16 protein-coding genes are annotated in these 23,892 nt (G+C 72.9%); 5 read left to right on the forward strand and 11 right to left on the reverse strand.

Annotated features, from left to right (window positions below; translation table 11 throughout):
- The first annotated feature begins 160 nt into the window (after window positions 1-160).
- Together BA175_RS09360 and BA175_RS09365 are read left to right on the forward strand one after the other, a co-directional pair.
- Window positions 161-1,303 (forward strand): ThiF family adenylyltransferase, encoded by a 1,143-nt coding sequence (locus BA175_RS09360; protein ID WP_069170834.1) that lies wholly within the window; start codon window positions 161-163, stop codon window positions 1,301-1,303.
- A 62-nt stretch (window positions 1,304-1,365) separates the two neighbouring features.
- Window positions 1,366-2,964, forward strand: a complete 1,599-nt coding sequence (locus BA175_RS09365; protein WP_069170835.1) for an ABC1 kinase family protein — start codon at window positions 1,366-1,368, stop codon at window positions 2,962-2,964.
- Between the two features lie 31 nt (window positions 2,965-2,995).
- Here BA175_RS09365 and BA175_RS29425 read toward each other — a convergent pair whose 3' ends face one another.
- The 5 genes from BA175_RS29425 to BA175_RS09385 form a co-directional block, all read right to left on the reverse strand.
- The gene (locus tag BA175_RS29425; protein ID WP_079159479.1) at window positions 2,996-3,199 is read right to left on the reverse strand and encodes a hypothetical protein; all 204 of its coding nucleotides are present in this window, start codon (window positions 3,197-3,199) and stop codon (window positions 2,996-2,998) included.
- Window positions 3,200-3,352: 153 nt separating this feature from the next.
- Entirely contained in the window at window positions 3,353-3,712 is a 360-nt protein-coding gene (locus BA175_RS09375) for a hypothetical protein (RefSeq protein ID WP_079159480.1), read from the reverse strand.
- Window positions 3,709-4,077 carry a WhiB family transcriptional regulator gene (locus tag BA175_RS09380; protein ID WP_069170837.1) on the reverse strand — a complete coding sequence of 123 codons (369 nt, stop codon included), beginning with the start codon at window positions 4,075-4,077 and terminating at the stop codon, window positions 3,709-3,711. Before BA175_RS09380 ends, BA175_RS09375 begins: the two co-directional genes overlap by 4 nt.
- Before the next feature lie 169 nt (window positions 4,078-4,246).
- Window positions 4,247-4,579: a hypothetical protein gene (locus BA175_RS29430; RefSeq protein ID WP_079159481.1), complete on the reverse strand. Its 333-nt coding sequence runs from the start codon at window positions 4,577-4,579 to the stop codon at window positions 4,247-4,249.
- A 167-nt stretch (window positions 4,580-4,746) separates the two neighbouring features.
- Window positions 4,747-6,969, reverse strand: coding sequence for an ATP-dependent DNA helicase UvrD2 (locus tag BA175_RS09385; protein WP_069170838.1), 2,223 nt, complete (start codon window positions 6,967-6,969; stop codon window positions 4,747-4,749).
- A gap of 336 nt (window positions 6,970-7,305) precedes the next feature.
- Between BA175_RS09385 and BA175_RS09390 the strand changes: the two genes are divergently transcribed.
- Window positions 7,306-7,563: a mycoredoxin gene (locus BA175_RS09390; RefSeq protein ID WP_069170839.1), complete on the forward strand. Its 258-nt coding sequence runs from the start codon at window positions 7,306-7,308 to the stop codon at window positions 7,561-7,563.
- A 216-nt stretch (window positions 7,564-7,779) separates the two neighbouring features.
- On the opposite strand, the gene BA175_RS09395 is transcribed toward BA175_RS09390, so the two are convergent.
- The 6 genes from BA175_RS09395 to BA175_RS09420 form a co-directional block, all read right to left on the reverse strand.
- On the reverse strand, window positions 7,780-8,577 hold the full coding sequence (locus BA175_RS09395; protein ID WP_069172027.1) for a hypothetical protein: 798 nt from the start codon (window positions 8,575-8,577) through the stop codon (window positions 7,780-7,782).
- Between the two features lie 292 nt (window positions 8,578-8,869).
- A complete protein-coding gene (gene nudC / locus BA175_RS09400) occupies window positions 8,870-9,817 on the reverse strand; it encodes an NAD(+) diphosphatase (RefSeq protein WP_069170840.1) in 948 nt (315 codons plus the stop codon).
- A gap of 45 nt (window positions 9,818-9,862) precedes the next feature.
- Window positions 9,863-11,257, reverse strand: a complete 1,395-nt coding sequence (locus tag BA175_RS09405; protein WP_069170841.1) for a dipeptidase — start codon at window positions 11,255-11,257, stop codon at window positions 9,863-9,865.
- Window positions 11,258-11,267: 10 nt separating this feature from the next.
- The gene (locus BA175_RS09410; RefSeq protein WP_069170842.1) at window positions 11,268-14,756 is read right to left on the reverse strand and encodes a UvrD-helicase domain-containing protein; all 3,489 of its coding nucleotides are present in this window, start codon (window positions 14,754-14,756) and stop codon (window positions 11,268-11,270) included.
- Between the two features lie 58 nt (window positions 14,757-14,814).
- A complete protein-coding gene (locus tag BA175_RS09415; protein ID WP_069170843.1) occupies window positions 14,815-18,318 on the reverse strand; it encodes an ATP-dependent helicase in 3,504 nt (1,167 codons plus the stop codon).
- A 221-nt stretch (window positions 18,319-18,539) separates the two neighbouring features.
- Window positions 18,540-18,995 carry an MGMT family protein gene (locus BA175_RS09420; protein ID WP_069170844.1) on the reverse strand — a complete coding sequence of 152 codons (456 nt, stop codon included), beginning with the start codon at window positions 18,993-18,995 and terminating at the stop codon, window positions 18,540-18,542.
- A 221-nt stretch (window positions 18,996-19,216) separates the two neighbouring features.
- On the opposite strand from BA175_RS09420, the gene BA175_RS09425 reads away from it, so the two are divergent.
- Together BA175_RS09425 and BA175_RS09430 are read left to right on the forward strand one after the other, a co-directional pair.
- Window positions 19,217-21,973, forward strand: coding sequence for a lysylphosphatidylglycerol synthase domain-containing protein (locus tag BA175_RS09425; RefSeq protein WP_069170845.1), 2,757 nt, complete (start codon window positions 19,217-19,219; stop codon window positions 21,971-21,973).
- A 159-nt stretch (window positions 21,974-22,132) separates the two neighbouring features.
- Entirely contained in the window at window positions 22,133-23,728 is a 1,596-nt protein-coding gene (locus tag BA175_RS09430) for an alpha/beta hydrolase (protein ID WP_069170846.1), read from the forward strand.
- Window positions 23,729-23,892 lie beyond the last annotated feature (164 nt).

The raw sequence follows: 23,892 nt of genomic DNA on the forward strand, positions 1-23,892 counted from the left end.
GCGGGCACGAGAAGTCCCACCTCGTCGACGGCCGGCATTGATCCACGTCTCGGCCCGCACCATTAGAACGATTAACGCTCCACCCTGTGGATAACTCTCCGCACGTTTCGCGGCCGCGCGGCATTCTGGCAACGAGCCCGAACGACCTGGGGGAGAAGTCATGCATCCGATGCTGAAGCCCGCACTGCGCCGCGCCTGGCGTGGGCGGAACACCGTGCAATTCGGTGTGACACCCGCGCACGCGGTGACGCTGGGGCCGATGGATATCGCGACCGGTAGTTTTCTCGAACTGCTCGACGGAACACGCGGTTTGCCGCTGCTACGGGAAGAGGCCAGGGCACTGGACCTGTCGGACCATCACGTCGACACTCTCGTATCACGGCTCACGGAGGCCGGGCTGCTCGACGACCCGAAGGCGGGCGGTCCGGAAGCCGATGCCTTACGCCGGCGTGCGGAGACTTTGGAACGGCAGCGCCCCGACGCGGCCTCACTCTCGGTCGTGCATCCGACGCCAGGCGGGGCGATGCGCACACTCGCCGCCCGTCGGGCGACCCGGGTACAGGTGCGGGGAGCAGGCAGGGTCGGCGCGGCGATCGCCGCGGTGCTGTCCGGGTCCGGCGTGGGCCGGGTCGAGGTGCTCGACGGGGGGCGAACGGAGCCCTGGGACGTCGCCCCGGGAGGCCTTCCGGAGGCGGCGATCGGGGAGCGTCGGGACACGGCGGCCCGGCAACTGGTCCGCCGGTCCGCGGTCGGCGGGTCCCCCCGGGCGGGCACGGACGGTGCGGCGCCGGGCGGTGAGCCCGCGCTGTCCCTGGTCGTCGTGGCTCCACGGGACGGCCTGTCGGTGTACGCCCCCGATCCGGACACGGCGGCGCAGTGGGTGGCCTCGGGTACCCCGCACCTGTTCGCCGGTGTGATCGAGGCCACCGGGGTGGTGGGCCCGCTCGTGCTGCCCGGCGGGACCGGGTGCGCGGGGTGCCTGGCGCTGCACCGTGCCGAGCGGGACCCGCAGTGGCCACGCATGCTGGCGCAGTGGCGGTCCGGCCGGCGCACCTGGGTACCCGCATGCGACCTGGGACTGGCGACGGCGGTAGCGGGACTCGCGGCGGCTCATGCGCTGTCCTTCCTGGACGGAGACCTGCCTGCCAGTACGGGCACACGGTGGGAGGCCGCCATGCCCCTGCTGGACTGGCGGTCGGAGCGGCTGGGGCCCCATACCGACTGCTCCTGCGGTGCCGCCGGACACACTGAGGGGGAACTCACCCCCGCAGGCGGTGCCGCGCACGACACAATGGCCGGGTGACCGCCGCAGAGGGAGCAGGACCCCGTACTCACCGGCCGGCAGTCCGGGAACTGGAGGAGCACATGTCTGATCTTCCCCGGAAGGCGGTCACCCGTACCGCGAAGCTGGCCGCGCTGCCGCTGGGCTTCGCCGGCCGTGCGACCTGGGGGCTGGGCAAGCGCATCGGTGGCAGGTCGGCGGAGATCGTCGCCCGCGAGGTCCAGCAACGCACCGCCGACCAGCTCTTCAAGGTGCTGGGCGAGTTGAAGGGCGGTGCCATGAAGCTCGGTCAGGCGCTGTCCGTCTTCGAGTCCGCGCTACCCGAGGACGTCGCGGGACCTTATCGGGCGGCGCTGACCAAACTCCAGGAGGCCGCGCCTCCCATGCCGTCCCGGACCGTCCACGGAGTCCTGGCGGAGCGGCTCGGTCCCGACTGGCGGGAGCTCTTCCTCTCGTTCGACGACCGGCCCTCCGCCGCCGCGTCGATCGGCCAGGTCCACCGGGCGGTGTGGCACGACGGCCGGGACGTCGCCGTGAAGGTGCAGTACCCGGGCGCGGGTGAGGCGTTGCTCTCGGACCTGGCCCAACTCAGCCGCTTCGCACGGCTGCTCGGTCCTCTGGTTCCGGGAATGGACATCAAGCCGCTCATCACGGAGATGCGGGACCGGGTCTCCGAGGAGCTGGACTACGGGCTGGAGGCCATGGCCCAGCAGGAGCATTCCGCGGAGTTCCAGGACGACCCGGACGTGGTGATCCCCGGCGTGGTGCACCAGTGCGAGCAGGTGCTCGTGACGGAGTGGATCGACGGGATACCCCTGTCCGAGGTGATCTCGGACGGCACACCGGCCCAGCGGGACCGGGCGGGGCAGTTGCTGGCGCGCTTCCTCTTCTCCGGACCGGCGCGCACCGGTCTGCTGCACGCCGACCCGCACCCTGGCAACTTCCGCCTGCTGCCTCCCGCGAGCGCCGCTGCCCGCCCCGACCCGGACGCCGACGCCGATACCGACACCGCACAGGCCGGAGTCGATGCCGAAGCCGATGCCGGGACGGGTTCAGAGACAGAGGCAGAGAAAGAGACCCGATCCGAGGCCGGGACGGGTGCCGGCCCGGACGCCGACACTGACGCCGACCCCGATACCGACGCAGGGGCGGTGCACACGGAGGGCCTTGAGGAGGACGTGGACCGATGGCGCCTAGGGGTACTGGACTTCGGCACGGTGGACCGTCTGCCGGGAGGCTTGCCGCAGCCCATCGGCGACTCCCTGCGGATGACGCTGGACGGTGACGCCGACGCGGTCTACGCGATGCTCCGGGAAGAGGGCTTCGTCAAGGAGTCGGTCGAGCTCGATCCGGACGCCGTACTTGACTACCTGCTCCCGATCATCGAGCCCGCGCAGGCACAGGAGTTCACTTTCACCCGCTCCTGGCTGCGCGGTCAGGCGGCCCGGATCGCGGACCCGCGATCCCCCGCACACCAGCTGGGCAAGCAGATGAATCTGCCCCCGTCCTACCTGCTGATACACCGGGTCACGCTGAGCACCATCGGTGTTCTGTGCCAGCTGGGCGCGACGGTCCGGCTACGGGAAGAACTGGAGGCCTGGCTGCCGGGCTTCGTCCAGGAGTACGAGCCTCAGGAGGAGTGGGCGGGCGAGCCGGAGAAGGAAGCGCCGGCCGGGGCCTGAGCCGTGTCGGCAGGATCCCGCGGGGCCGCCGTCACCACCAGGCGGAGTCGAGGCGGCTCTCGATCGATCGGATTTGGGCGAGTGAGCACGCGTCGCAGAAGTACTGCCGCCTGCCGTTCTCCACGGAGCAGACCCAGGTCGGCGGTGCGGTATCAGCGTCCGTGGTGATGCCGCAGCGGGCACAGGTCACGCGTTCGGCAGCCGCGTTCGCGGGCTGATGCCTCTCCTCGTCCACCTGGCGACGATAACTCCGCCGGCCGCGGTCAGCACGGCACAACGCACTGCGGGACCGGTCGGTTCGGGACCGGCCCCGCGGGAGGGAGAGCGGCTGCGACAGGGCAGAGCGGTTGCCCCGGCGGTCAGCCGTGGTGCGGCGGTCGACGCACGGTCAGTGCATGACCGCCATCGCGAGCGCGCGGCGGGCGCGCATCGAAGCGCGCTCCGCCCGGCGCTGCATCCGCCGGGCGGCCACCAGGCGCACAGCCTGCCGGTCCACCTCGGCTTCCCTCAGGCGATCGCGCATATGGGCACGTGCCAGGGCTTCTGGGATGAGTTGCATCTCGCGGGTCCTGTTCTGACGCGAGTCGTTCGCGCCGATGATGGTGACGTCCGGGGTCGCGGAGCCGACGGGCTCCCTCGTGGGGGTGATCATGGGTGTCTGGTTCCGGGGGTCATGGGTGTGGGGACGATCGATGGTGCCGACGCGCTTCGTTCGTGTGGGGGACATGACCCCCAGGCCGGCGGTCACGCCGCGACCGGGTTCTTGCGCGGGCGCCCACGGGGACGCTTGCGGGCGACGACGACGCCCTGGACGAAGAGCTCGCCGCCCCAGACGCCCCACGGCTCACGCCGCTCCTTGGCACCGGCGAGGCAGGCCTCGACGAGCGGGCAGGTCCGGCAGAGGGACTTGGCGTACTCGACATCGGCCGGCGACTCCGCGAAGAAGACCTCCGGGTCGTAGGAACGGCAGGGGACGGGCACGCCGAGGTCGTCGATGGCGTCGTCGAGCGCGGTGAGCGTGGTGAGGGGGGTCAAGGTGGAGTCCTCCGTGAGGCCGGGCGGGGAGATCGCGTCGGAAGGCGGTACGGACGGGGCGTGCGTCTCGAGTTGCACGGTGGTGTTGTCCTCGTCTGGTCGTGCCGGCCGGTTGGCCGGTTGGCGGCTGGTACCAGGTCCTGCTGTCCCGAGGCTCCTTCGTCTCGTCTCATCCGTTCGGACAAAACAAAAGGGCCGCGGATCCCGAGTGGGGTTCCGCGGCCCTGAAGGCGCCGGCCTGATCGAGTCAGGCTGGATCACTCCAGGGTTCAGGCCCACGGAAGGCCCACATCGTGTGGTGCTGCGTCGTCTTGTGCTGCTTCGCCCCCGCACCGGCTGCCGCAAAGGCATAGGCCTGGGCCTGTCCCTTCGCTACTGCTGCCGCCGGTGCCTCGGTCGGTCGCTCATTGCGGCGCTCCCGGACGGGCAGGCTCGCCGGGGACAGCGGGGCGACGGCGGGAACGCCGGACACACCGGTGCCACGGAGCGAGAGTTCCGGAGAGCAGGTGAGGCTGCCGAGCGAGCATGCGGAGGCGACCGAGGGATCGGTCATTTTGATGGTGTTGATGATGCTGATCACTGCAATCGCCTCCTCTCGGCGTCTCGGCAGATCCGGCCGGGCCGGTCCTGCGGTATTCGGATAAGTACAGCACGGGGCCAGGGCTCCGAAGAAGCCGCTGTTCCCGTGGTTAAGAACCTATGGTGATGACTGCTGCCCGCGCAAACTGTTTTTTCGCCGAGTTTTTCTCACACCTCGCCGGCCGGCTCCCCCGAAGCCTCACCCACTGGCCGACCTGCACAGATGGCCAGCACGTCAGCTCCGAACCGGGTCAGCTTCCGGTTACCGACACCCGCGATGACGACGAGTTCGCGCTCGGTGCCCGGCACGGCCTCCGCGATCGCCATCAGTGTCTTGTCGGTGAACACGCAGTAGGCGGGCTGGCTGATCTCCCGCGCCCTCTCCGCACGCCACTGCCGCAGCCGCTCGTACAGCCCCTCGTCCATGTCGGAGGGGCAGTCCTCGCAGCGCATCAGCTTCATCTCGCCCGCCTCGGTGAGCGTCCGGCCGCAGACCCTGCACCGGACAGGGCCACGCCGTCCGGACCGGGCCGCCTGCTCCGTCCCGGTCGCCCCCGTGCCCGAACCCGGGGCGCGGTCGATGCCTCCGCTTCCTCCGGATCCGCCTCGCGCACCGAGCGCCGGAGAACCCGGACGCAGACCGTTCAGGAAGCGGGTGGGCCGCCGGTTCCCCCGGCCGCCCGGCGAGCGGGACACCGCCCACGACAGCGACAGGTGGAAGCGGGCCCGGGTGACTCCCACGTACAGCAGCCTGCGTTCCTCCTCGACCTGTTCGTCGGTCTTGGCGTAGGCGATCGGCATCATGCCCTCGGCGAGCCCGACCAGGAACGTGGCGTCCCATTCCAGGCCCTTGGCCGAGTGCAGCGAGGCGAGCGTGACGCCCTGCACGGTGGGGGCGTGCTGGGCGGCGGCGCGTTCGTCGAGCTCCGCCACCAGATCGGAGAGCGTCGCACCCGGCCTGGCCTGCTCGAAGTCCTCGGCCAGTCGCACCAGCGCCGCGAGTGACTCCCAGCGGTCCCGCGCCGCGCCGGACCCGGAGGGGGGCTTGGACGTCCATCCTTTGGTGGAGAGCACGGCACGCACCTCGGACGGGAGGTCGTCGGCGCCGTCGAGCAGGGAGTCGTTGCTCCCCGCGCGAGCGGCACCGCGCAGGGCGACGCCCGCCTCCCGCACCTCGGCCCGGTCGAAGAAGCGCTCCGCGCCGCGCAGCTGGTAGGGCACGCCGGCGTCCGCGAGGGCCTGCTCGTAGACCTCGGACTGGGAATTGACCCGGTAGAGCACGGCGATCTCACCGGCCGGCACCCCGGCGGCGATCAGCTCGCGGATGCGGCGGGCGGTGCCCTCGGCCTCGGCGGGCTCGTCCGGGTACTCCGTGTAGGAGGGCTCGGGTCCCCCGGCGCGCTGGGAGACGAGTTCGAGCCGGTGCTCTGCGGCCCTGCCGTGTGCCTGGCTCAGCAGCCCGTTGGCCAGATGCACCACCTGGGGCGTGGAGCGGTAGTCCCGCACCAGTTTGACGACCGTCGCGTTCGGGTGGCGGGTGCGGAAGTTCAGCAGGTGGTCGGGGGTGGCGCCGGTGAAGGAGTAGATCGTCTGCCCGACGTCGCCGACGACACAGAGACTGTCCCGGTCGCCGAGCCAGAGGTCGAGGAGCCGCTGCTGAAGAGGGCTCACGTCCTGGTACTCGTCGACGACGAAGTGCTGGTACTGGCGGCGCACGTGGTCGGCGATGTCGTGCCGGTCCTGGAGGATGCCGACGGTGAGGAGCAGCACGTCCTCGAAGTCGATCACCGAGCGGTCGCGCTTCAGCTGCTCGTACGTCCCGTAGATCTGGGAGAGCTCGGCCGGGTCGCGCGGGGCGTCGCGCTGGGTCTTCGCGACAGCCGCCGGATAGTCGGCGGGCACCGTCTGGGTGACCTTGGCCCACTCGATCTCGCTCGTGACATCGCGCAGCTCGTTGCGGTCGAGGCGGATCCCGCAGCGGGCCGCCGCCTCGGCGACCAGCTGGACCTTGCGCTCCACGAGACGGGGAAGCTCCCCACCGACCGCTTTCGGCCAGAAGTACTGGAGCTGGCGCAGGGCGGCGGAGTGGAACGTCCGGGCCTGCACACCGGTCGCGCCGAGCTGGCGCAGCCGTCCCCTCATCTCACCGGCCGCACGGTTGGTGAAGGTGACGGCGAGCACGGTGGCCGGCTGGAGTATCCCGGCCCGCACCCCGTACGCGATGCGATGGGTGATCGCGCGCGTCTTGCCCGTACCGGCGCCGGCCAGCACGCACACGGGACCGCCGAGGGCCACGGCGACCTCGCGCTGCTCCGGGTCGAGCCCGTCCAGCACGGCGTCCGCGGACTCGGGGACCTGTGGGAAAAGAGTGGAATGCGTTGCTGCTGTCACCCCGCCATGCTGCCAGGTCGCCGGGGGCGGGCGCGGTGGTTGTCCACAGGCAATGCCGTTCGTCGTACCGGTCAGGGCCGGCCGGCAGGGCAGTGCGTACGGGAGAGCGGTACGGACAGGGAGACGCCGGCATCCCGTACGTGCCCGGGCGCACCCGCGGACGGCAGGTCACCGCAGGACGCCGGGCCGCCGGGCCGGCGCCAGGCGGCACGCGCCGGGGCACCGTGACGGGAATGGGAGCCGGTCCGCGTACGTTCCCTCCATGCGGGACAGTGCGCGAGCCGTGCTGTCCCGCTCTTCTCCACGAGACGGACGAGACAAGGGAGCACGGACGACATGCCGGGCACTGTGACGATGTACAGCACCACGTGGTGCGGCTACTGCCGCCGGCTCAAGGGGCAGATGGACCGCGAAGGCATCGCGTACACCGAGGTCAACATCGAGCAGGACCCGGATTCGGCTGCTTTCGTCGAGAAGGCGAACGGCGGGAACCAGACGGTCCCGACCGTCCAGGTGGTTCCCTCCGGCGGTGGCTCCGAGGTCGTGATGACGAACCCGAGCCTTGCCCAGGTGAAGCAGGCGCTCGGCGTCTGACCCTCGCGGGACAGGACCCCCGACCGGTCTGACGCCGGTCGGGGGTCCTGTGCGCCCCGGGGAGAGCGCAGCGGCAGGACACGGCCCGCCCTCGGCATCCACCGCCGTGGTGAGGCCGACCCCTGTACGCGCCCCGCAGGCGGAGAGAGAGTGAGCGCTCCACCTGGCGGCCGTCGCCGACAGGAGCTCCGGGCGCGCGGTAGCGAAGCCGCAGGTTCAGAGCGCGAGCACGGGTCGAGTGGAGAAGTCCTCGAACAGGCCTTCACCGTCCGGGCCGTACACGAACTCGGCCATGGACGGATTGCGGTTGGCGGTGGCCAGCGGCAGCCATGCCAGCAGGTGGCCGTAGCCGCCGCAGACCGACTCGCCACCGTCTCCGCCGTGGACCGCTGTGACGTCGCTCGTCAGCTCCGTGCGGTAGGTGTCGTAGGCGATGCGCAGGCCGAAGGCGTTCGGCCCGCTCTGCGGGCCGGCGGGGACTCCGTAGGGGACGCGGTCGAGGGGGCAGTCGTTCCCCCACCGGAACAGAGTGTCCGTACCCGCTCCACAAGCGTGCTCCCACTCGTCGGGGCTCGGCATCCGCAGGCCACGAGCCGCGAGAGCAGGTGGCATGTCAGCAGGCGGCTCGGTCAGGTTTTCGTCCTCCACGGCCATGAGCACGGTGGCCAGGACGACGCTCCGGCGTGGGCTGAGCACCTGTGCGAGGTGGGCCCGCAGGTCGGGTCCGTCACCGAAGCCCTGTTCCAGGCTCTCGGCGTAGTCGGCAGTCTGCTGCGGGGTCGGTTGCCAGCTGTCCAGGTCGAAGCCGAGGGACACCGGTCCTCCGGGTATCAGAGCGAATTCTCGCCCGCTCCGCTCGATCCGGACGCGATGGAGCGGGGCACCGAGGTGCTCCCTGGTCTCGACGAGGGCAACCCGGCCGTCCACCGAGTCGGCGGCCTCCTCGGCGACGCGGCGCGCGGCAGGCAGTTCGAAGGATCGCCACTGGTCGAACGTGAGATCGGCGAGAGTCATGGACCGCAGTGTGGCACGCAGGTCCGACACGGCTCGCGGCCACCGCACTCCGGAACTGCGCCGCGTTCGTGAAGCCTCGAGGAAAGCCCACACGGACACCGGCGGCGGGCGAGGCGCCGCCTTTCCTGGTTCGGCACGCACCTGTGTACGCCTGCCTCAGGCGTCCTCGCCGAGGTGGCGGTAGAGAGGGCGCGGGTGATCCCGAGCACCGCTTCCTGGCCATGGTGAGCACGTCAGCATCGACCACGGACGGGCCCCCGCCGGAGCGGGGGCTCCTCCGTGTCACGGGCGTTCAGCCGGCGCTGCCCGGCCTCGGCAGCGGTTTGCCGTACCAGAGCTCGATCAGGCGGGCCGCGATGGAGACGCCGAACGGGGGCAGGACCTCGCCGGACTCGAAGGCCGCGGCCAGGTCCTCGCGGGAGAACCAGCGGGCCTCCTCGATCTCCTCGCCGTCCACGTCGATCTCCGAGGAGGTGGCGCGTGCCATGAAACCGAGCATCAGGCTGGAGGGGAACGGCCAGGGCTGACTGGCGATGTACTCCACCTCGCCGACCGTGATGCCCGCCTCCTCGAACACCTCGCGCGCCACGGACTGCTCGATCGACTCCCCGGGTTCGACGAAACCGGCGAGCGTGGAGAAGCGGCCCTCCGGCCAGTGCACCTGACGCCCCAGGAGCGCCCGGTCCTGCTCGTCCGTGACCAGCATGATCACCGCCGGGTCGGTCCGCGGGTAGTGCTCGGCGCCGCAGGCCTGGCAGCGGCGGATGTGCCCGGCGGCCGCGATGACCGTGCGTTCACCGCAGCGGGAGCAGAAGCGGTGCAGCCGCTGCCAGTTCTCCAGGGCGACGGCGTGCACCATCAGCCCCGCGTCGCGCGCGCCGAGGAGGAGACCGGCCTCGCGGAGTCCGGCGGGGCGCGCGGACTGGTCCATGCGCCCCGGAAGGGAGTCCTTCTGGAGCGCGAAGTAGCGGACACCCTCCTCGTCCACGCCGAGGAAGTAACGGTGGGTCTCGGTGAGCGGCGCTTCGAAGGAGGGCGTCATGACGAGCTCGGTGCCGCCGTCGGGGGTGTCGTCGATGAGCGCCTGCCCCCCGGAGACGACGAAGACTCTCGTCGTCGGGTGGCTCCATGCTGCGGCGAGCCAGGCTTCGTCGAGCCGGTGGTGCGCGGCACGGTCGATGCCGCTGGGCGCGGTGAGACCGATCGGACGGTCTGCGCTGACGTGGTGGAAGGTGCTCACAGGTGCTTCCTACTCCCCCGGGGGCGGATCGGGTGTTCAGAGGATTCAGCGGTTGGCCGCGGCCAGCTCGTCCCACAGGTGGGCGCTGGTCTCCACGCCCTTGAGGAGGAGGTCGAGCTCGACCTTCTCGTCGGGTCCGTGCCAGCCGTCGGACGGTACGGAGATGCCCAGGAAGAGCACGGGCGCGCCGAGCACGTCCTGCAGGTCGGCGGCGGGCCCCGAGCCCCCCTCGCGGGTGAACAGGACCTTCTTCCCGAAAGCCCGTCCCATGGCGCGGGCCGCCGCCCGGAGCGCGGGATGGTCGAGTGGGGTCAGGCAGGGGCGCGTGGCGGGCGAGAAGGTGATCCGGTGGCGGATCCCGGCGGGGATCCGGTCCTCGGCCCAGCCGCGGACCAGCGTCTGCACTCGGTCCGGGTCCTGGCCGGCGACGAGCCGGAAGCTCAGCTTGACCAGGGCGGAGGAGGGGATGACGGTCTTGCTCCCCGCGCCCTGGTAGCCGCCGCCGATGCCGTTGACCTCGGCGGTGGGGCGGGCCCAGACGCGCTCCAGGGTGGTGTGGCCGGCCTCGCCCGCGGTGGCGTGCGAGGCCGCGGTGCGCAGCCAGGCGTCCTCGTCGAAGGGCAGTTCGGCGAAGAGGGCGCGCTCGGTGTCGGTGAGCTCGGCCACACCGTCGTAGAAACCGGGGACGGCGACCCGGCCGTCGTCGTCGTGGAGCGCCGCGACGAGGCGGGCCAGCGCCGTGGCGGGGTTGGGTACCGCGCCGCCGAAGGAGCCGGAGTGGATGTCCTGGTCCGGGCCGTACAGCTGGATTTCGCACTCCGCGAGGCCGCGCATGCCGGTGCAGAGGGTCGGGGTGTTCTCGTCCCACATGCCCGTGTCGGAGACGACCACGACGTCGGCGGCGAGCCGGGAGGCCCGCTGTTCGGCCAGCGCCCGGAAGTTCGGGGAGCCGGACTCCTCCTCGCCCTCGACGAGGAGCTTGAGGTGCACGGCGGGGGTGGTGCGGCCGGTCGCGGCGAGGTGGGCGCGGACACCCAGGGTGTGGAAGAACACCTGGCCTTTGTCGTCGGCCGCGCCGCGTCCGTACATCCGTCCCTCGCGGATCACCGGCTCGAAGGGGTCGCTGTGCCAGCCGTCCTCACGGGCCGCGGGCTGCACGTCGTGATGGCCGTAGACGAGCACGACCGGTGCGTCCGGGTCGTCGGAGGGCCATTCGGCGAACACCGCCGGCGCACCGGGCGTCTCCCAGATCTCGGTGACCGGGAACCCGGTCTCCGAGAGCTTGGCGGACAGCCACTCGGCGCTGCGCCGTACGTCCCCGTCGTGCTCCGGCTGGGCGGACACGGACGGGATGCGCAGCCATGCGGCGAGGTCGTCGAGGAAGGCCGCGCGGTGCTGCTCGGTGTACGTACGGACGGCATTGTCCGGGGTGTCGCTCATGCTCCTGAGCCTATCGGCCCCGTGGAGGTGGCTCGTCCAGCAGGAGCCGCTCCAGCTCCGCCCTGCCGGGGAGGGCGGTCGGGCGCACGGTCTCCCCGGTCCGCACGTACAGGAAGGTCGCGGTGACCGACTCGACGGGCAGGGCGTGGAGCTCCGCCCAGGCGAGTCGGTAGACGGCGAGCTGGAGCGGGTCGGCCGTGCGGTGCCGGGTCGTCTTCCAGTCGACGATCTCGTAGGTGTCGCCCGTCCGGTAGACCGCGTCGATCCGGCCGCGGATCAGCCGGCCCGCGAGGACGATCTGGAACGGGGTCTCCACGCGGTACGGAGTGCGCCGGGCGTACTCCGTGCGCTCGAAGGCCTCCTTGAGCTCGGCGAGGTCGCGTTCGTCGGCGATCTCCGCGTCGTCCTCGCCCCCGGGGAGCTCGTCCGGGCCGAGCATGGGCAGCGGGAGTTCCTCGAAGCGGGACTCCACCCAGGCGTGGAAGCGGGTGCCGCGGCGGGCGGCGGGCTGCGGGGGCCTGGGCATGGGGCGGGCGAGCTCGCGGGCGAAGCCGTCGGGGTCGTCGGCGAGGTGCAGCAGCTGGGTGGCGGAGAGCGAGGCCGGTACGACGACGTCGCGGACGGCCGCGCGGGCGCGGCGCAGCTCCCCGGCGAGGGCGTCGAGGTCCCGGTCCCAGGAGGCGAGCGTGCGGGCTTCCTCCGGGGTCAGGCCCGCGTCCGTGTCCCGGTCCGTCCGTGCTCCGGGGTCCGCGGGAGCGCGGGCGGCGGGGACGTAGGGGACTGCCTCCCCCGTGGGCGGGCCGGGCACGTCCGTCGACGGCTCACCCTCCGGGAACGGGTCGTCGTAGGGTGCCTCCTCCCCGGAGGCGTAGGCGGGGTCGTCGTACGGGGCGTCCTCGTCCGCGTACGGCGGTTCGTCCTCCTCGGGCGGAGGATCGTCGTCGTACGGCGCGGGCCCGGTGGAGACGTCCGGTACGGGGGTGGTGGCGGACAGGGCCTCGAGGTGGGCCAGCACCGTGTCCCGGGCGGCCCGGCGGCGGGCCATGGCCGTGGCGTCCAGGGGAAGCGGCCAGGCCTGGTCGGTGTCCCGCTCCGCGAGAGCGGGGTTCTCCTCGTCCTGGGCCGGTTCGTCGGCCCAGACCTCGATCTCGCCGTACCCGGCCGCGCAGTGGTCGTGGAGGGCCTCCAGGAAGGCGGACGGGCCGCGGGCCTTCTTCTGGGACGGCCCCCACCGGTGCCCGGAGCCGAGGAGGAGACTGCGGGGGCGGGTGAAGGTGACGTAGCCGAGGCGGAGCTCCTCGGTGTGCTGGTGCGCCTTCATCTCCTCCTTGAAGGCCTTGAGGCCCTTGGCGTCCCAGGAGGGGACGTCCGGGAGGGTGGCCGCGTCGCCGCGCAGGTCGTGCGGCAGCACCCTGGCCTGCGAGGTCCAGGCGTCCCGGGACTGGGCGCTGGGGAACGTGCCGGTAACCAGGCCGGGTACGGCGACCACGTCCCACTCCAGCCCCTTGGACTTGTGCGCGGTGAGGACCTTGACGGTGTTCTCGCCGCCGGGCAGGGCGTTGTCCAGGCCTTTCTCGTACTGCGCGGCGGTGCGCAGGAAGGCGAGGAAGGCCAGGAGGGAGGACTCCCCGTCCACGGCCGCGAACCCGGCCGCGACGTCCAGGAAGTTGGCGAGGGTCTCGCGGCGGCGGGCGGCGAGGGCGTGCGGTGACGCGGAGAGTTCCACTTCGAGGCCGGTGGTGGAGAGGACTCGGTGCAGCACGTCCATGAGCGGGTCGGCCAGCGCGCGGCGCAGGTCGCGGAGTTCGGTGGCCAGGCGGGCGAAGCGCACGCGCGCCTCGGCGGAGAACGGCAGACCGTCGTCCTCGGTCCCTCCGGCCTCCAGGAAGGTGTCGAGGGCGTCGGCGAGGGAGATCACCTCGGCCGGGTCGACGCCTTCGACGGCCTCCGCCAGCCGGACGTCCGGGTCGATGTCCTCGCCGCCGGGCGACGCGCGGTGCACCAGGAGGCGGGCGCGGCGGCCCAGCAGGGCGAGGTCGCGGGGGCCGATGCGCCAGCGCGGGCCGGTGAGCAGCCGGACCAGGGAGGCGTTGGCGCCGGGGTCCTGGAGGACTTCACAGACCGCGACGAGGTCGGCGACCTCCGGGAGGTGGAGCAGCCCGGAGAGGCCGACGACCTCGACGGGGACGTCCCGGGCGACGAGTGCCGCCTGGATGCGGGGGAAGTCCCCGGCGGTGCGGCACAGGACGGCGATCTCACCGGGCGCCGTACCGGTGCGCACCAGGTGGGCCAGGGAGTCGGCGAGCCAGTCGATCTCCTCGGCGTGCGTACGCAGGAGGGCGCACCGGACCATGCCGTCGCGCTCGGCGCCCGGGGCGGGGCGCAGGGCCTCGACGCCTTCGTGCATGGCGCGCAGGGGGGCGGCAAGTCGGTTGGCGAGGTGGAGGAGGCGGCCTCCGCTGCGGCGGTTCTCGCTGAGGGAGTAGCGGGTGGCGGGGGTGCCGTCGGCGTGCGGGAAGTGGAGCGGGAAGTCGTCGAGGTTGGCGACGGAGGCTCCGCGCCAGCCGTAGATCGCCTGGCAGGGGTCGCCCACGGCGGTGACGGCGTGACCGGTCGTGGCTCCGCCCTCCCCGCCGAAGAGGGCGGCGAGCAGGAGCCGCTGGGCGACGGAGGTGTCCTGGTACTCGTCGAGCAGGACGACCCGGAACTCGTCACGCAGAAGGGCGCCCACCTCGGGCCGGGTCAGGGCCAGCTCGGCGGAGAGGGCGATCTGGTCGCCGAAGTCGAGGAGGTCGCGGCCGCGTTTGGCGTCCCGGTAGCGCCGGGTGAGTTCGAGGAGCTCGCGGCGGGCCTCGGCCGTCTCGGGGATCTTGCGCAGTTCGGCGTTGGTGAGCCGGGCCGCCGCCAGGGTGCCGAGCAGCTCGGTGTCGTACGCGGCGAGCCGCTCGGGGCGTACGAGGTGTTCGGAGAGCTCGGCGTCCAGTGCGAGCAGGTCGCTGACCAGGGTGGGGAAGGACCGGGTCAGGGCCGGGTAGGGGCCGGGCGCCTCGCGCAGCACGCGGGCGGCGAGCTGGTAGCGGGTGGCGTCGGCGAGGAGGCGCGTGGTGGGTTCGAGCCCGATCCGCAGGCCGTGGTCGGTGAGGAGCCGGCCGGCGAAGGCGTGGTACGTGGAGATGCTGGGCTCGCCCGGGGGGTTGTCCGGGTCGATGACGTCCGGGTCGGTGACCCCGGCGCGGACGAGGGCCTTGCGCACGCGTTCGGCGAGCTCTCCCGCAGCCTTGTTGGTGAAAGTCAGGCCCAGGACCTGTTCGGGAGCGACCTGGCCGGTGCCCACGAGCCACACCACGCGGGCGGCCATCACCGTGGTCTTCCCCGAGCCGGCTCCGGCCACGATCACCTGCGGGGCGGGCGGCGCGGTGATGCAGGCCGTCTGCTCCGGGGTGAAGGGGACCCCGAGGAGTTCCTTGAGCTGCTCGGGGTCGGTGATGCGGGTGGACACCTGGAGAGGCTAACCGGAGGGACCGACAACGCCGTCCCGCGGCCGTCGCCCCGGGCCGTCACTCGATGATCTGCCGGCCTTCGGGCTGCGCGCTGCACGAGGCCCGGAAGGCGCAGTGGGTGCAGTGCTGGCCGGTCGTGGGCGTGAAGCGCTCGTCCAGGACGCGGCCGGCGGCCGTCGCCAGGAGGTCGGAGACCCACTCCCCGGAGAGGGGCTCCTGGGCCTGCACCCGGGGGAGGGCGTCGCCGCCCTCCTTCTTCGGGGCCGGCTGGCGCAGCTGTACGAGTTCGGCTCCACCGGCTTCGGGCCGGCGGCCGTCGAACACGTCGTCGACGGCGCCCTCCCTGACCGCCAGCTGGTACACGGCGAGCTGGGGGTGGGCGGCGACCTCGTCCTTGGTCGGGGCGGCCTTCCCGGTCTTGAAGTCCACGACGTAGGCGCGGCCCTCGGAGTCCTGTTCGACCCGGTCCATGGAGCCCCGGATGCGCACCGCGTAGGCGCCCGCCTCGAGCGTCACGTCGAAATCGTGCTCACTGGCGGCCGGCGTGCGGCCGGCGCGGTCCAGGACGTGCCAGCGCAGGAAGCGTTCCAGGGCGGCCCGCGCCTGGTCCTTCTCCTGGCGTGACTTCCAGGGCGCGTCGAAGACGAGGCCGTTCCACACGGAGTCCAGCCGTTCCATCAGGACGTCCAGATCGGCGGCGGTGCGTCCGGAGGCCACTTCGTCGGCCAGGACGTGCACCACGTTGCCGAAGCCCTGGGCGGCCGTCGCCGGGGCGTCCGCCTTCACTTCACGGCCCAGGAACCACTGGAGGGCGCAGGTGTTGGCGAGCTGGTCGAGCGCGCTCCCGGAGAGCGCGACGGGGTGGTCCCGGTCCCGCAGCGGCACCTCGGAGCGGGTGGGCTCGTTCAGCCCCCACCAGCGGTGGGGGTGGGCGGCCGGGACGAGCGGCCGGTCCTCGTCGTCGGTGAGCGCGGCCAGCCGTGCCAGCCGGTGTGCCGCGGCGTCGCGAAGGGCGTCGGAGGCCTCCGGGTCGACGGTCGTCGCCCGGAGCTCGGCGACGAGCGGGGCGACGGCGAGCGGGCGGCGGGGCCGGCCGGTGACGTCCCGGGGTTCGACGCCCAGCTCGGTGAGGAAGCGGGAGGGCTGGTCGCCGTCGTCGGCGGGCGCCTTGACGGCGGTCACGACGAGCCGCTCCCGGGCGCGGGTCGCGGCGACGTAGAAGAGGCGGCGCTCCTCGGCGAGGAGCGCCCCGGGGGTGAGCGGTTCCGCCAGCCCGTCACGGCCGATCCGGTCGGCCTCGAGGAGCGAGCCACGGCGGCGCAGGTCGGGCCAGAGTCCTTCCTGCACCCCGGCGACGACGACCAGCCGCCACTCCAGGCCCTTGGACCGGTGCGCGGTCATCAGGCGCACCGCGTCGGGGCGCACGGCACGCCGGGAGAGGGTGTCGGCGGCGATGTCCTGGGCGTCGACCTCCTCCAGGAAGTTGAGGGCGCCCCGTCCTCCGGTACGTTCCTCCGCCCGGGCCGCGGTGTCGAACAGGGCGCAGACCGCGTCGAGGTCCCGGTCGGCGTTCCGGCCGTTCACCCCTCCGCGCAGCGCGGCCCGCTCCAGCCGGCCGGGCCAGGGCGTGCCGTCCCACAGCGTCCACAGGGCCTCTTCGGCCGTCCCCCCGCCTTCGAGGAGTTCGCGGGCCTTGCGCAGGAGTGCGCCGAGCCGCTGTGCGCCCCGGGCGTACGCCGGGTCATGGGTGACCAGCCGTTCGGGTTCGGCGAGCGCCCGGGCGAGCAGTTCCCCGGAGGGCGGGGGCACCCGGTTGCCGGCGGCCCGCTCCTCGTCGCGCAGTGCCCGGCCGAGACGCCGCAGATCGGCCGCGTCCATGGAGCCGAGCGGGGAGGTGAGCAGGGCGAGGGCCGTCTCGGTGTCGAGCCGGCCGTGCGCCGTGCCGCCCGTCTCGGGCGGCGGCCCGGAGCCCGCGGGTTCCCTCGGGCCGGGCTGCTCCGGGGCGGCGTCGCGTCCCGGGCGCGGCTCCGCGGAGTCACCTCCGGCGTCGGGCCGCCCGGGCGAAGCGTCCCCTCCCGCCTGGGACTGCTCGGGGGAGGCGTCCCCGGCCGGCCGCCGCTCCCCGGCGGCACCGCCCAGCGCCGCCGTGGCGACCGCGCGCAGGGCGGTCAGGAGCGGGGCGACCGCGGGTTCGTGGCGCAGCGGCAGGTCGTCGCCGTCCACGTCCAGGGGCACGCCCGCGGAGGTCAGCGCCCGGCGCACGGCAGGGATCGAACGGCCACCGGCGCGGACGAGGACCGCCATGTCCTTCCACGGCACACCCTCCTCCAGGTGCGCGCGCCGCAGCAGGTCGGCGATGTTCTCCAGTTCGGTGGAGGCCGTCGGGTAGGTGTACGTCTCCACCCTGCCGCCCTCCCGCACCGCCGACAGCTCGCGGTGCGCGCGCGCCTTGTCCGCGGGCAGGCGGGTGAGCGGCATCCGGCGGGTCAGCAGTCGTGTGGCCTCGAGCAGGTCCGCCCCGGAGCGGCGGGAGGTGGTGAGGACCCCGACGGGGGCGGGCGCGCCGTCGGCCCGGCGGAAGGTGTCGGGGAAATCCAGGATGCCGTTGACGTCGGCGCCCCGGAAGGCGTAGATCGACTGGTCCGGGTCGCCGAAGGCGATCAGTGTCCGGCCACCGCCGGCGCCCTGGGCGCCGCTCCCGCGGTTGCCGGCCAGCGCGTGCAGCAGGCGGACCTGGGCCGGGTCCGTGTCCTGGTACTCGTCGACGAGCACCGCGTCGTAGCTGGCGGCGAGTTCGGCCGCCACCTCCGGCCGTTCGGCGAGCAGGACCGCCCGGTGGACCAGTTCCGCGTAGTCCAGGACGCCCTGCGCGTCGAGGACGTCCAGGTACTCGGCGAGGAACTGGGCGGCGGCGCTCCAGTCCGGGCGGCCGGTGCGCCGGGCGAAGGCGGCGAGGGCGTCGGGGCCGAGGCCCAGTTCTCGGCTGCGGGCGAGGACCGCGCGTACCTCGTCGGCGAAGCCGCGGGTGGTCAGGCAGGCCCGCAGTTCGTCCGGCCAGCGCACGTGGGCGAGCCCGGCCTGTTCCAGACCGAGCTGACCGGCGAGCAGGTCGCGGACGGTGACGTCCTGCTCCGGTCCGGAGAGCAGGCGCAGCGGATCGGCGAAGAGGTCGGCGTCCTGGTGGGCGCGGACCAGGGCATAGCAGTACGAGTGGAAGGTGGTGGCCTGCGGGCCCCGGATGCCGCCCAGCCGGGACGCCATACGGTCGCGCAGTTCCACGGCGGCCTTGCGGCTGAAGGTGAGTACCAGGATCCGGGCGGGGTCGGTCCCCGCCGCCACGCGCCGCGCGACCGTCTCGACGAGCGTCGTGGTCTTGCCCGTACCGGGTCCCGCGAGGACGAGCAGGGGCCCCTCTCGGTGGTCAACCACGGCACGCTGGGCAGCGTCCAGGAGAGGGGGACCGACGGAACCCGGAGGCGTGCGCACCAGCCGGTACGCACCCTGGGCCCGTCGCCGTGTCTGACGGTGCGGGCTGTGCCGGGTGGTGGAGGAGGAACTCACGTGGGTCGCCGGTCCTGGTGGGTGTACGCGGTCTGTGCGGTGCCTGGAGGTGCTGCTGGCTACGGGGGGACGGAGCTGTGCGCGTGAACGACGCTACGCCGGTGTCGCCGCGGATCGTGGCCGGCCGGCTGCCTCCCTCGTCACGCGTGCGTCCCCAGGGCCTGCGGGCGCCCTCGTACCGGCCCGGCGCCTGTCGTGGCGGGGCACGATGGCCGAAGCTGTCACATGTGAGTTTCCTCGCTCCCGGCCGGGCCGTCCCCCTCGGGGCCGCTCCGGCCCGTACCGCCGCTTCCGTCCGGATCCCCGCCGCCGGCGCCGTCCCACCTCGCGCGCTTCATGTCGAGGCGCGGAAGGTGCCCCTCGGCGCCCCGCGGGGCCGTGCGCAGCGGCGTGCCCTCCTCGCGGTAGTGGCCCAGGGCCCGCTGCTCGTGTCCGGGCAGGAGCGCCCCGTCGGCCCGCACCACACGCCACCACGGCACCGCCGAGCCGTAGAGCGCCATGACCCTGCCCACCTGCCTGGGCCCGCCGTCGCCCAGCCATTCGGCGACGTCGCCGTAGGTCATGACGCGACCGGCCGGGATCAGGTCGGCGACGTCCAGGACCCGTTCCGCGTACGCGGGCAGCTCCGCGGCGGGCGCGGCACCGGCGGACCCTGCGCGTGTCCGGTTCTTGCTCATCCGACACATCTTGCCGTACGCCACCGACAGGTGCGCCGGTTCGGTGTAACCCTGGTCACACGGGGGGCGGGCGGGGGCGAAAACGCGTATGTTGCGCTTCGCGCGCCCGTGCAATGCCCCCTGATGCCCCCGTCTGTCTGCAGGCCGTGCCACCATCGTCCGGGCGGTGACCGGTGATACGAGAACACGAAGACACATCAGAGGCGACGAAGGAGCAGGGCGTGCAGCCACCGAAGGCGGCGGACGCCCCTGATGCCGAGTCGCGCCCTGATGCCCCTGAGGGCCGTGACGCGGGCCGGCCCGCCGACACGTCCGGACCGTCAGGCTCCCGGAAGGTCCCGGAGCCCGTCTCCGGCTCGACCCTCGCGTCCGCCGGCGCCGCTCTGACGGACCGTGTCTCGGGCGACGAACCGCTGCTGCCCGCCCGGGTGCACCGCCCCTCCGACCTGATGCGGCTCCTCGTCGGCGTCCTCGCGATCGCGCTGCTCTTCGCCGTCGCCGCCTTCGCCCAGGGAACCACCACCGGGCTGGAGAACGACATCTCCAAGGGCACCGACCAGGCACCGGACCTGCTGATCAAACTCGCGGGCCTGGTGTCGAGCATCGCCGTCCTCCTCGTGCCCGTCGCCTTCGCCATCGAGCGCCTGATCAAACGCGACGGACTGCGCATCGCGGACGGTGTGCTCGCCGCGGTGCTCGCCCACGGTGTCACCCTGGCCACCGACCTCTGGGTCGCGGGATCGGCCCCGGGCACCATCCGGGAGGCGCTGACCCAGCCGCAGCCCGGGCACGCGCTCACCGATCCGGTCCACGGGTACCTCGCCCCCGTCATCGCCTACATGACGGCGGTCGGGATGGCCCGCAGACCGCGCTGGCGGGTCGTCCTGTGGGTGGTCCTGCTGCTGGACGCCTTCGCGATGCTGGTCGGGGGATACACCACGCCGTTCTCGATCGTGCTCACGGTGCTGATCGGCTGGACCGTGGCGTACGGCACCCTGTACGCCGTCGGCTCCCCCAACGTCCGCCCGACCGGCCAGCATCTGATGGCCGGCCTGCGCCACGTCGGGTTCCGCCCGGTCGCCGCGATGCGGACCGAGGCCGAGGAGACCCCCGACAACATCGACCAGAGCGACCGGGGCCGCCGCTACCTCGTCACCCTCGAGGACGGGGCACCGCTGGACGTCACGGTCGTCGACCGCGAGCAGCAGGCCCAGGGCTTCTTCTACCGGGTGTGGCGCAGGCTCACCCTGCGCAGCATCACCCAGCGCCGCTCCATCCAGTCGCTGCGCCAGGCGCTGGAGCAGGAGGCGCTCCTCGCGTACGCGGCGATCGCCGCCGGGGCCAACGCCCCCAAGCTGATCGCCACCTCCGAACTCGGCCCCGACGCGGTGATGCTCGTCTACGAGCACATCGGCGGACGCTCGCTGGACGCGATGACGGACGAGGAGGTCACCGACGAACTGGTGCGCGGCGCGTGGCGCCAGGTGAAGGCGCTCCAGTCGCGCCGGATCGCCCACCGCAGGCTGACCGGGGACGCCATCCTGGTGGACGGTTCCGGCACCGTCTTCGTCACCGACCTGCGCGGGGGTGAGATCGCGGCCGGCGACCTGGTCCTGCGCATGGACGTCGCCCAGTTGCTCACCACGACCGGGTTGCGGGTGGGCGCGGAACGGGCCGTCGCCGGAGCGCTCGCCGTGCTGGGGCCCGACGCCGTCGCCGACTGCCTGCCGCTGCTGCAGCCGATCGCGCTCAGCCGGTCCACCCGGGCGACGCTGCGCCGTCTCGCCCGGGAGCGCTCGCAGCGGGAGCGGGACGCCGTCCTGGAGGCCTCCCAGGCGGCCAAGCAGTCCCGGGCCCAGCACGAGGAGCCGGCCGGGGACCGCAAGGCGGCCCGCAGATCGCTGCGCACCGAGAAGCAGGCCGAGAAGCGGGCGATAGACGACGCCCTGGAAGAGGCGCGCGAGGAGGACATGCTCGCCCAGATCCGGCGGCAGGTGCTGCTGATCCGCCCGCAGGCGCCGGTGGAGCCGGTCCGGCTGGAGCGCATCAAGCCGCGGACGCTGTTCAGCTTCATCGCCGGCTCGATCGCCGCGTACTTCCTGATCTCGCAGGTCACCGAGGCCGACTTCGGCACGGTCGTGGAGCAGGCGGAGTGGGGCTGGGTCGCGGCGGCCCTGGGCTTCTCCGCCCTGAGCTACGTCGCTGCGGCCATGAGCCTGCTCGGGTTCGTGCCCGAGCGGGTGCCGTTCGGCAAGACCGTGCTGGCCCAGGTGGCGGGTTCGTTCGTGAAGATCGTGGCACCGGCGGCCGTGGGTGGGGTGGCCCTCAACACGCGCTTCCTCCAGCGCGCCGGAGTGCGCCCGGGGCTCGCGGTCGCCAGCGTCGGTGCCTCCCAGCTGTTCGGGCTGGGCGCCCACATCCTGCTGCTCGCCCTGTTCGGCTATCTGACGGGTACGGAGAAGACACCGGACTCGCTCACCCCGTCGAGGACGGTGATCGCGGGGCTGCTGACCGTCGCCGTGCTCGTGCTGGTGGTGACGGCGATCCCGTTCATGCGCAAGTTCGTCGTGACGCGGGTCCGGTCGCTGTTCGCCGGTGTCGTCCCGCGCATGCTCGACGTCGTGCAGCGCCCGCAGAAGCTCGTCACCGGTATCGGCGGCATGCTGCTGCTGACCGGTCTGTTCGTACTCTGCCTGGACGCGTCGATCCGTGCGTTCAGCGGCCCCGACGTCCCGCAGCTGAGCTACGCCAGCATCGCGGTGGTCTTCCTCGCGGGCAACGCCCTCGGTTCGGCGGCCCCGACCCCCGGGGGCATGGGCGCGGTCGAGGGTGCCCTGACCCTGGGTCTGATCGCCGTCGGCCTGCCGAAGGAGGTCGCGGCGCCGGCGGTCCTGCTCTACCGCGTGATGACGTTGTGGCTGCCGGTCCTGCCGGGCTGGATCTGCTTCAACCAGCTGACCCGCAAGGGAGAGCTCTAGGCCGTTCGCCGACAGTCCCGTCTGCCCGAAGGGCCGGTCCGACGCCGGGCCGGGCGGCCGTACGCCAGGGGGCACGGCCCCCGGCAGCGGGGCGGCCGGGGCCACCCGCATGGACCGGTGCCCCGGGCGGTGGCCCCCCGCCCGCCGCACGATGGGGGTATGAGGACATCCCCCGCCGTGCGTTCCGCCGCCCTCGTCGCCACCACCGTCGTACTGCTGCCCCTGACCGCCTGCTCGGACGGCGACGGCGGAGGTACGGACCGGTCGGTGCCCTCGGCGGCGTCGACCGCCTCCCCCACGGCGACGGCGCGGAAACTGGTCTCCCAGAAGCTGGACTGGCAGCCCTGTCCGGCGCCGAACGAGGCCCAGGGCAGCGGCCCCAAGCCCTCCCCGCTCCCCGGCGGGGCGCCGTGGGAGTGCTCCTTCATGGACGTACCGCTCGACTACGGGGATCCGGGCGGCCGGACCATCGAGCTGGCGCTCATCCGCGCCCCCGCCAGGAACAAGGACCGGCGGCTCGGTTCCCTCGTCTTCAACTTCGGGGGTCCCGGCGCCTCCGGGGTCGCCACGCTGCCGTCCTTCGGAACCGCGTACGACTCCCTGCGCACACGCTACGACCTGGTGAGCTTCGATCCGCGCGGCGTCGGCCGCAGTGAAGGCGTCGAATGTTCGGACGACCGGGCACTGGACGCCCGCTACGAGAAGGACGGCACGCCGGACGACGCCCAGGAGGTGAAGGCGTTCGTGGAGGACCAGCGGTCCTACATCGCGGACTGCGAGAAGAACTCGGGGGGCGAGCTGCCCTACGTCGGCACGACGAACGCCGCCCGGGACATGGATCTCCTGCGCCAGGTGCTCGGCGACAGCAAGCTGAACTACTTCGGCATCTCGTACGGCACCGAGCTGGGCGGCGTCTACGCCCACCTCTACCCGCGGAACGTCGGCCGGGCCGTCCTGGACGCCGTGGTCGACCCGACCCAGGACGCCGAGCAGTCCTCGATCAGCCAGGCCCGGGGCTTCCAGCTCGCCCTGGACAACTTCACCGCCGACTGCGCCGAACGCGACGACTGCAGGCTGCCCGGTTCCACCGCCGCGGAGGTCCAGGACGGGATCGCCGCGCTCCTCGCCCGCCTGGAGAAGTCCCCCGTCGCGGGTCTCGGTGAACGGAAGCTGACGCAGACCCAGGCCACCACGGGCATCGCGTCCGCCCTGTACTCCAAGGAGACCTGGCCCCTGCTCGAGCAGGGGATCGACGAGGCGGACAGCGGGAACGGCGGGCTGCTGCTCGCCCTCGCCGACTCCCTGAACGGCCGTGACCAGAACGGCCACTACGACAACTCGAACGCGGCCAACGCGGCGATCAACTGTGCCGACTCCGAGCAGCGCTTCACCCCGGAGCAGACCGAGGCCGCCCTCCCCGCGTTCCGCAAGGCCTCCCCCGTCTTCGGCGACTACCTGGGGTGGGGACTGATGTCGTGCACCGGGTGGCCCGTGGCGGGCGCCTGGGAGACCCCGGACGTCAGCGCCCCGGGGTCCGCGCCCATCCTGGTCATCGGGAACACCGGTGACCCGGCGACGCCGTACGCCGGCGCGAAGGCGATGGCCACCGAGCTCGGCAAGGGAGTGGGGGTCGAGCTCACGTACGAGGGCCAGGGGCACGGCGCGTACAACGGCGGCAGCGCCTGCGTGCAGAAGGCCGTCGACGGCTACCTGCTGGACGGCAAGGTCCCGCCGGACGGCACCGTCTGCTCATGACCCGGGGGCCGGCCGGTCGTGCGCCACAGCCACCGGCCGGCCGTGCGGCCGACGAGGGCGAGGGCACGGCGCGGAGGGCGGAAGCGGCTGCGTGACCTCGCTCCCGGGCGTCCACCTCCCCCGCCGGAAGCAGACGTCGGCCGGCGCACCCGCCCCCGGCCCGG

Source organism: Streptomyces griseus (assembly GCF_001715295.1).
GTDB lineage: Bacteria > Actinomycetota > Actinomycetes > Streptomycetales > Streptomycetaceae > Streptomyces > Streptomyces griseus_G.

What these genes read in the sequence shown, in the direction of transcription:
- BA175_RS09360 (WP_069170834.1), top strand. Translation starts at nt 161, where the DNA reads ATGCATCCGATGCTGAAGCCCGCACTGCGCCGCGCCTGGCGTGGGCGG.
- BA175_RS09365 (WP_069170835.1), top strand. Translation starts at nt 1,366, where the DNA reads ATGTCTGATCTTCCCCGGAAGGCGGTCACCCGTACCGCGAAGCTGGCC.
- BA175_RS09390 (WP_069170839.1), top strand. Translation starts at nt 7,306, where the DNA reads ATGCCGGGCACTGTGACGATGTACAGCACCACGTGGTGCGGCTACTGC.
- BA175_RS09395 (WP_069172027.1), bottom strand. Translation starts at nt 8,577, where the DNA reads ATGACTCTCGCCGATCTCACGTTCGACCAGTGGCGATCCTTCGAACTG.
- BA175_RS09405 (WP_069170841.1), bottom strand. Translation starts at nt 11,257, where the DNA reads ATGAGCGACACCCCGGACAATGCCGTCCGTACGTACACCGAGCAGCAC.
- BA175_RS09420 (WP_069170844.1), bottom strand. Translation starts at nt 18,995, where the DNA reads ATGAGCAAGAACCGGACACGCGCAGGGTCCGCCGGTGCCGCGCCCGCC.
- BA175_RS09430 (WP_069170846.1), top strand. Translation starts at nt 22,133, where the DNA reads ATGAGGACATCCCCCGCCGTGCGTTCCGCCGCCCTCGTCGCCACCACC.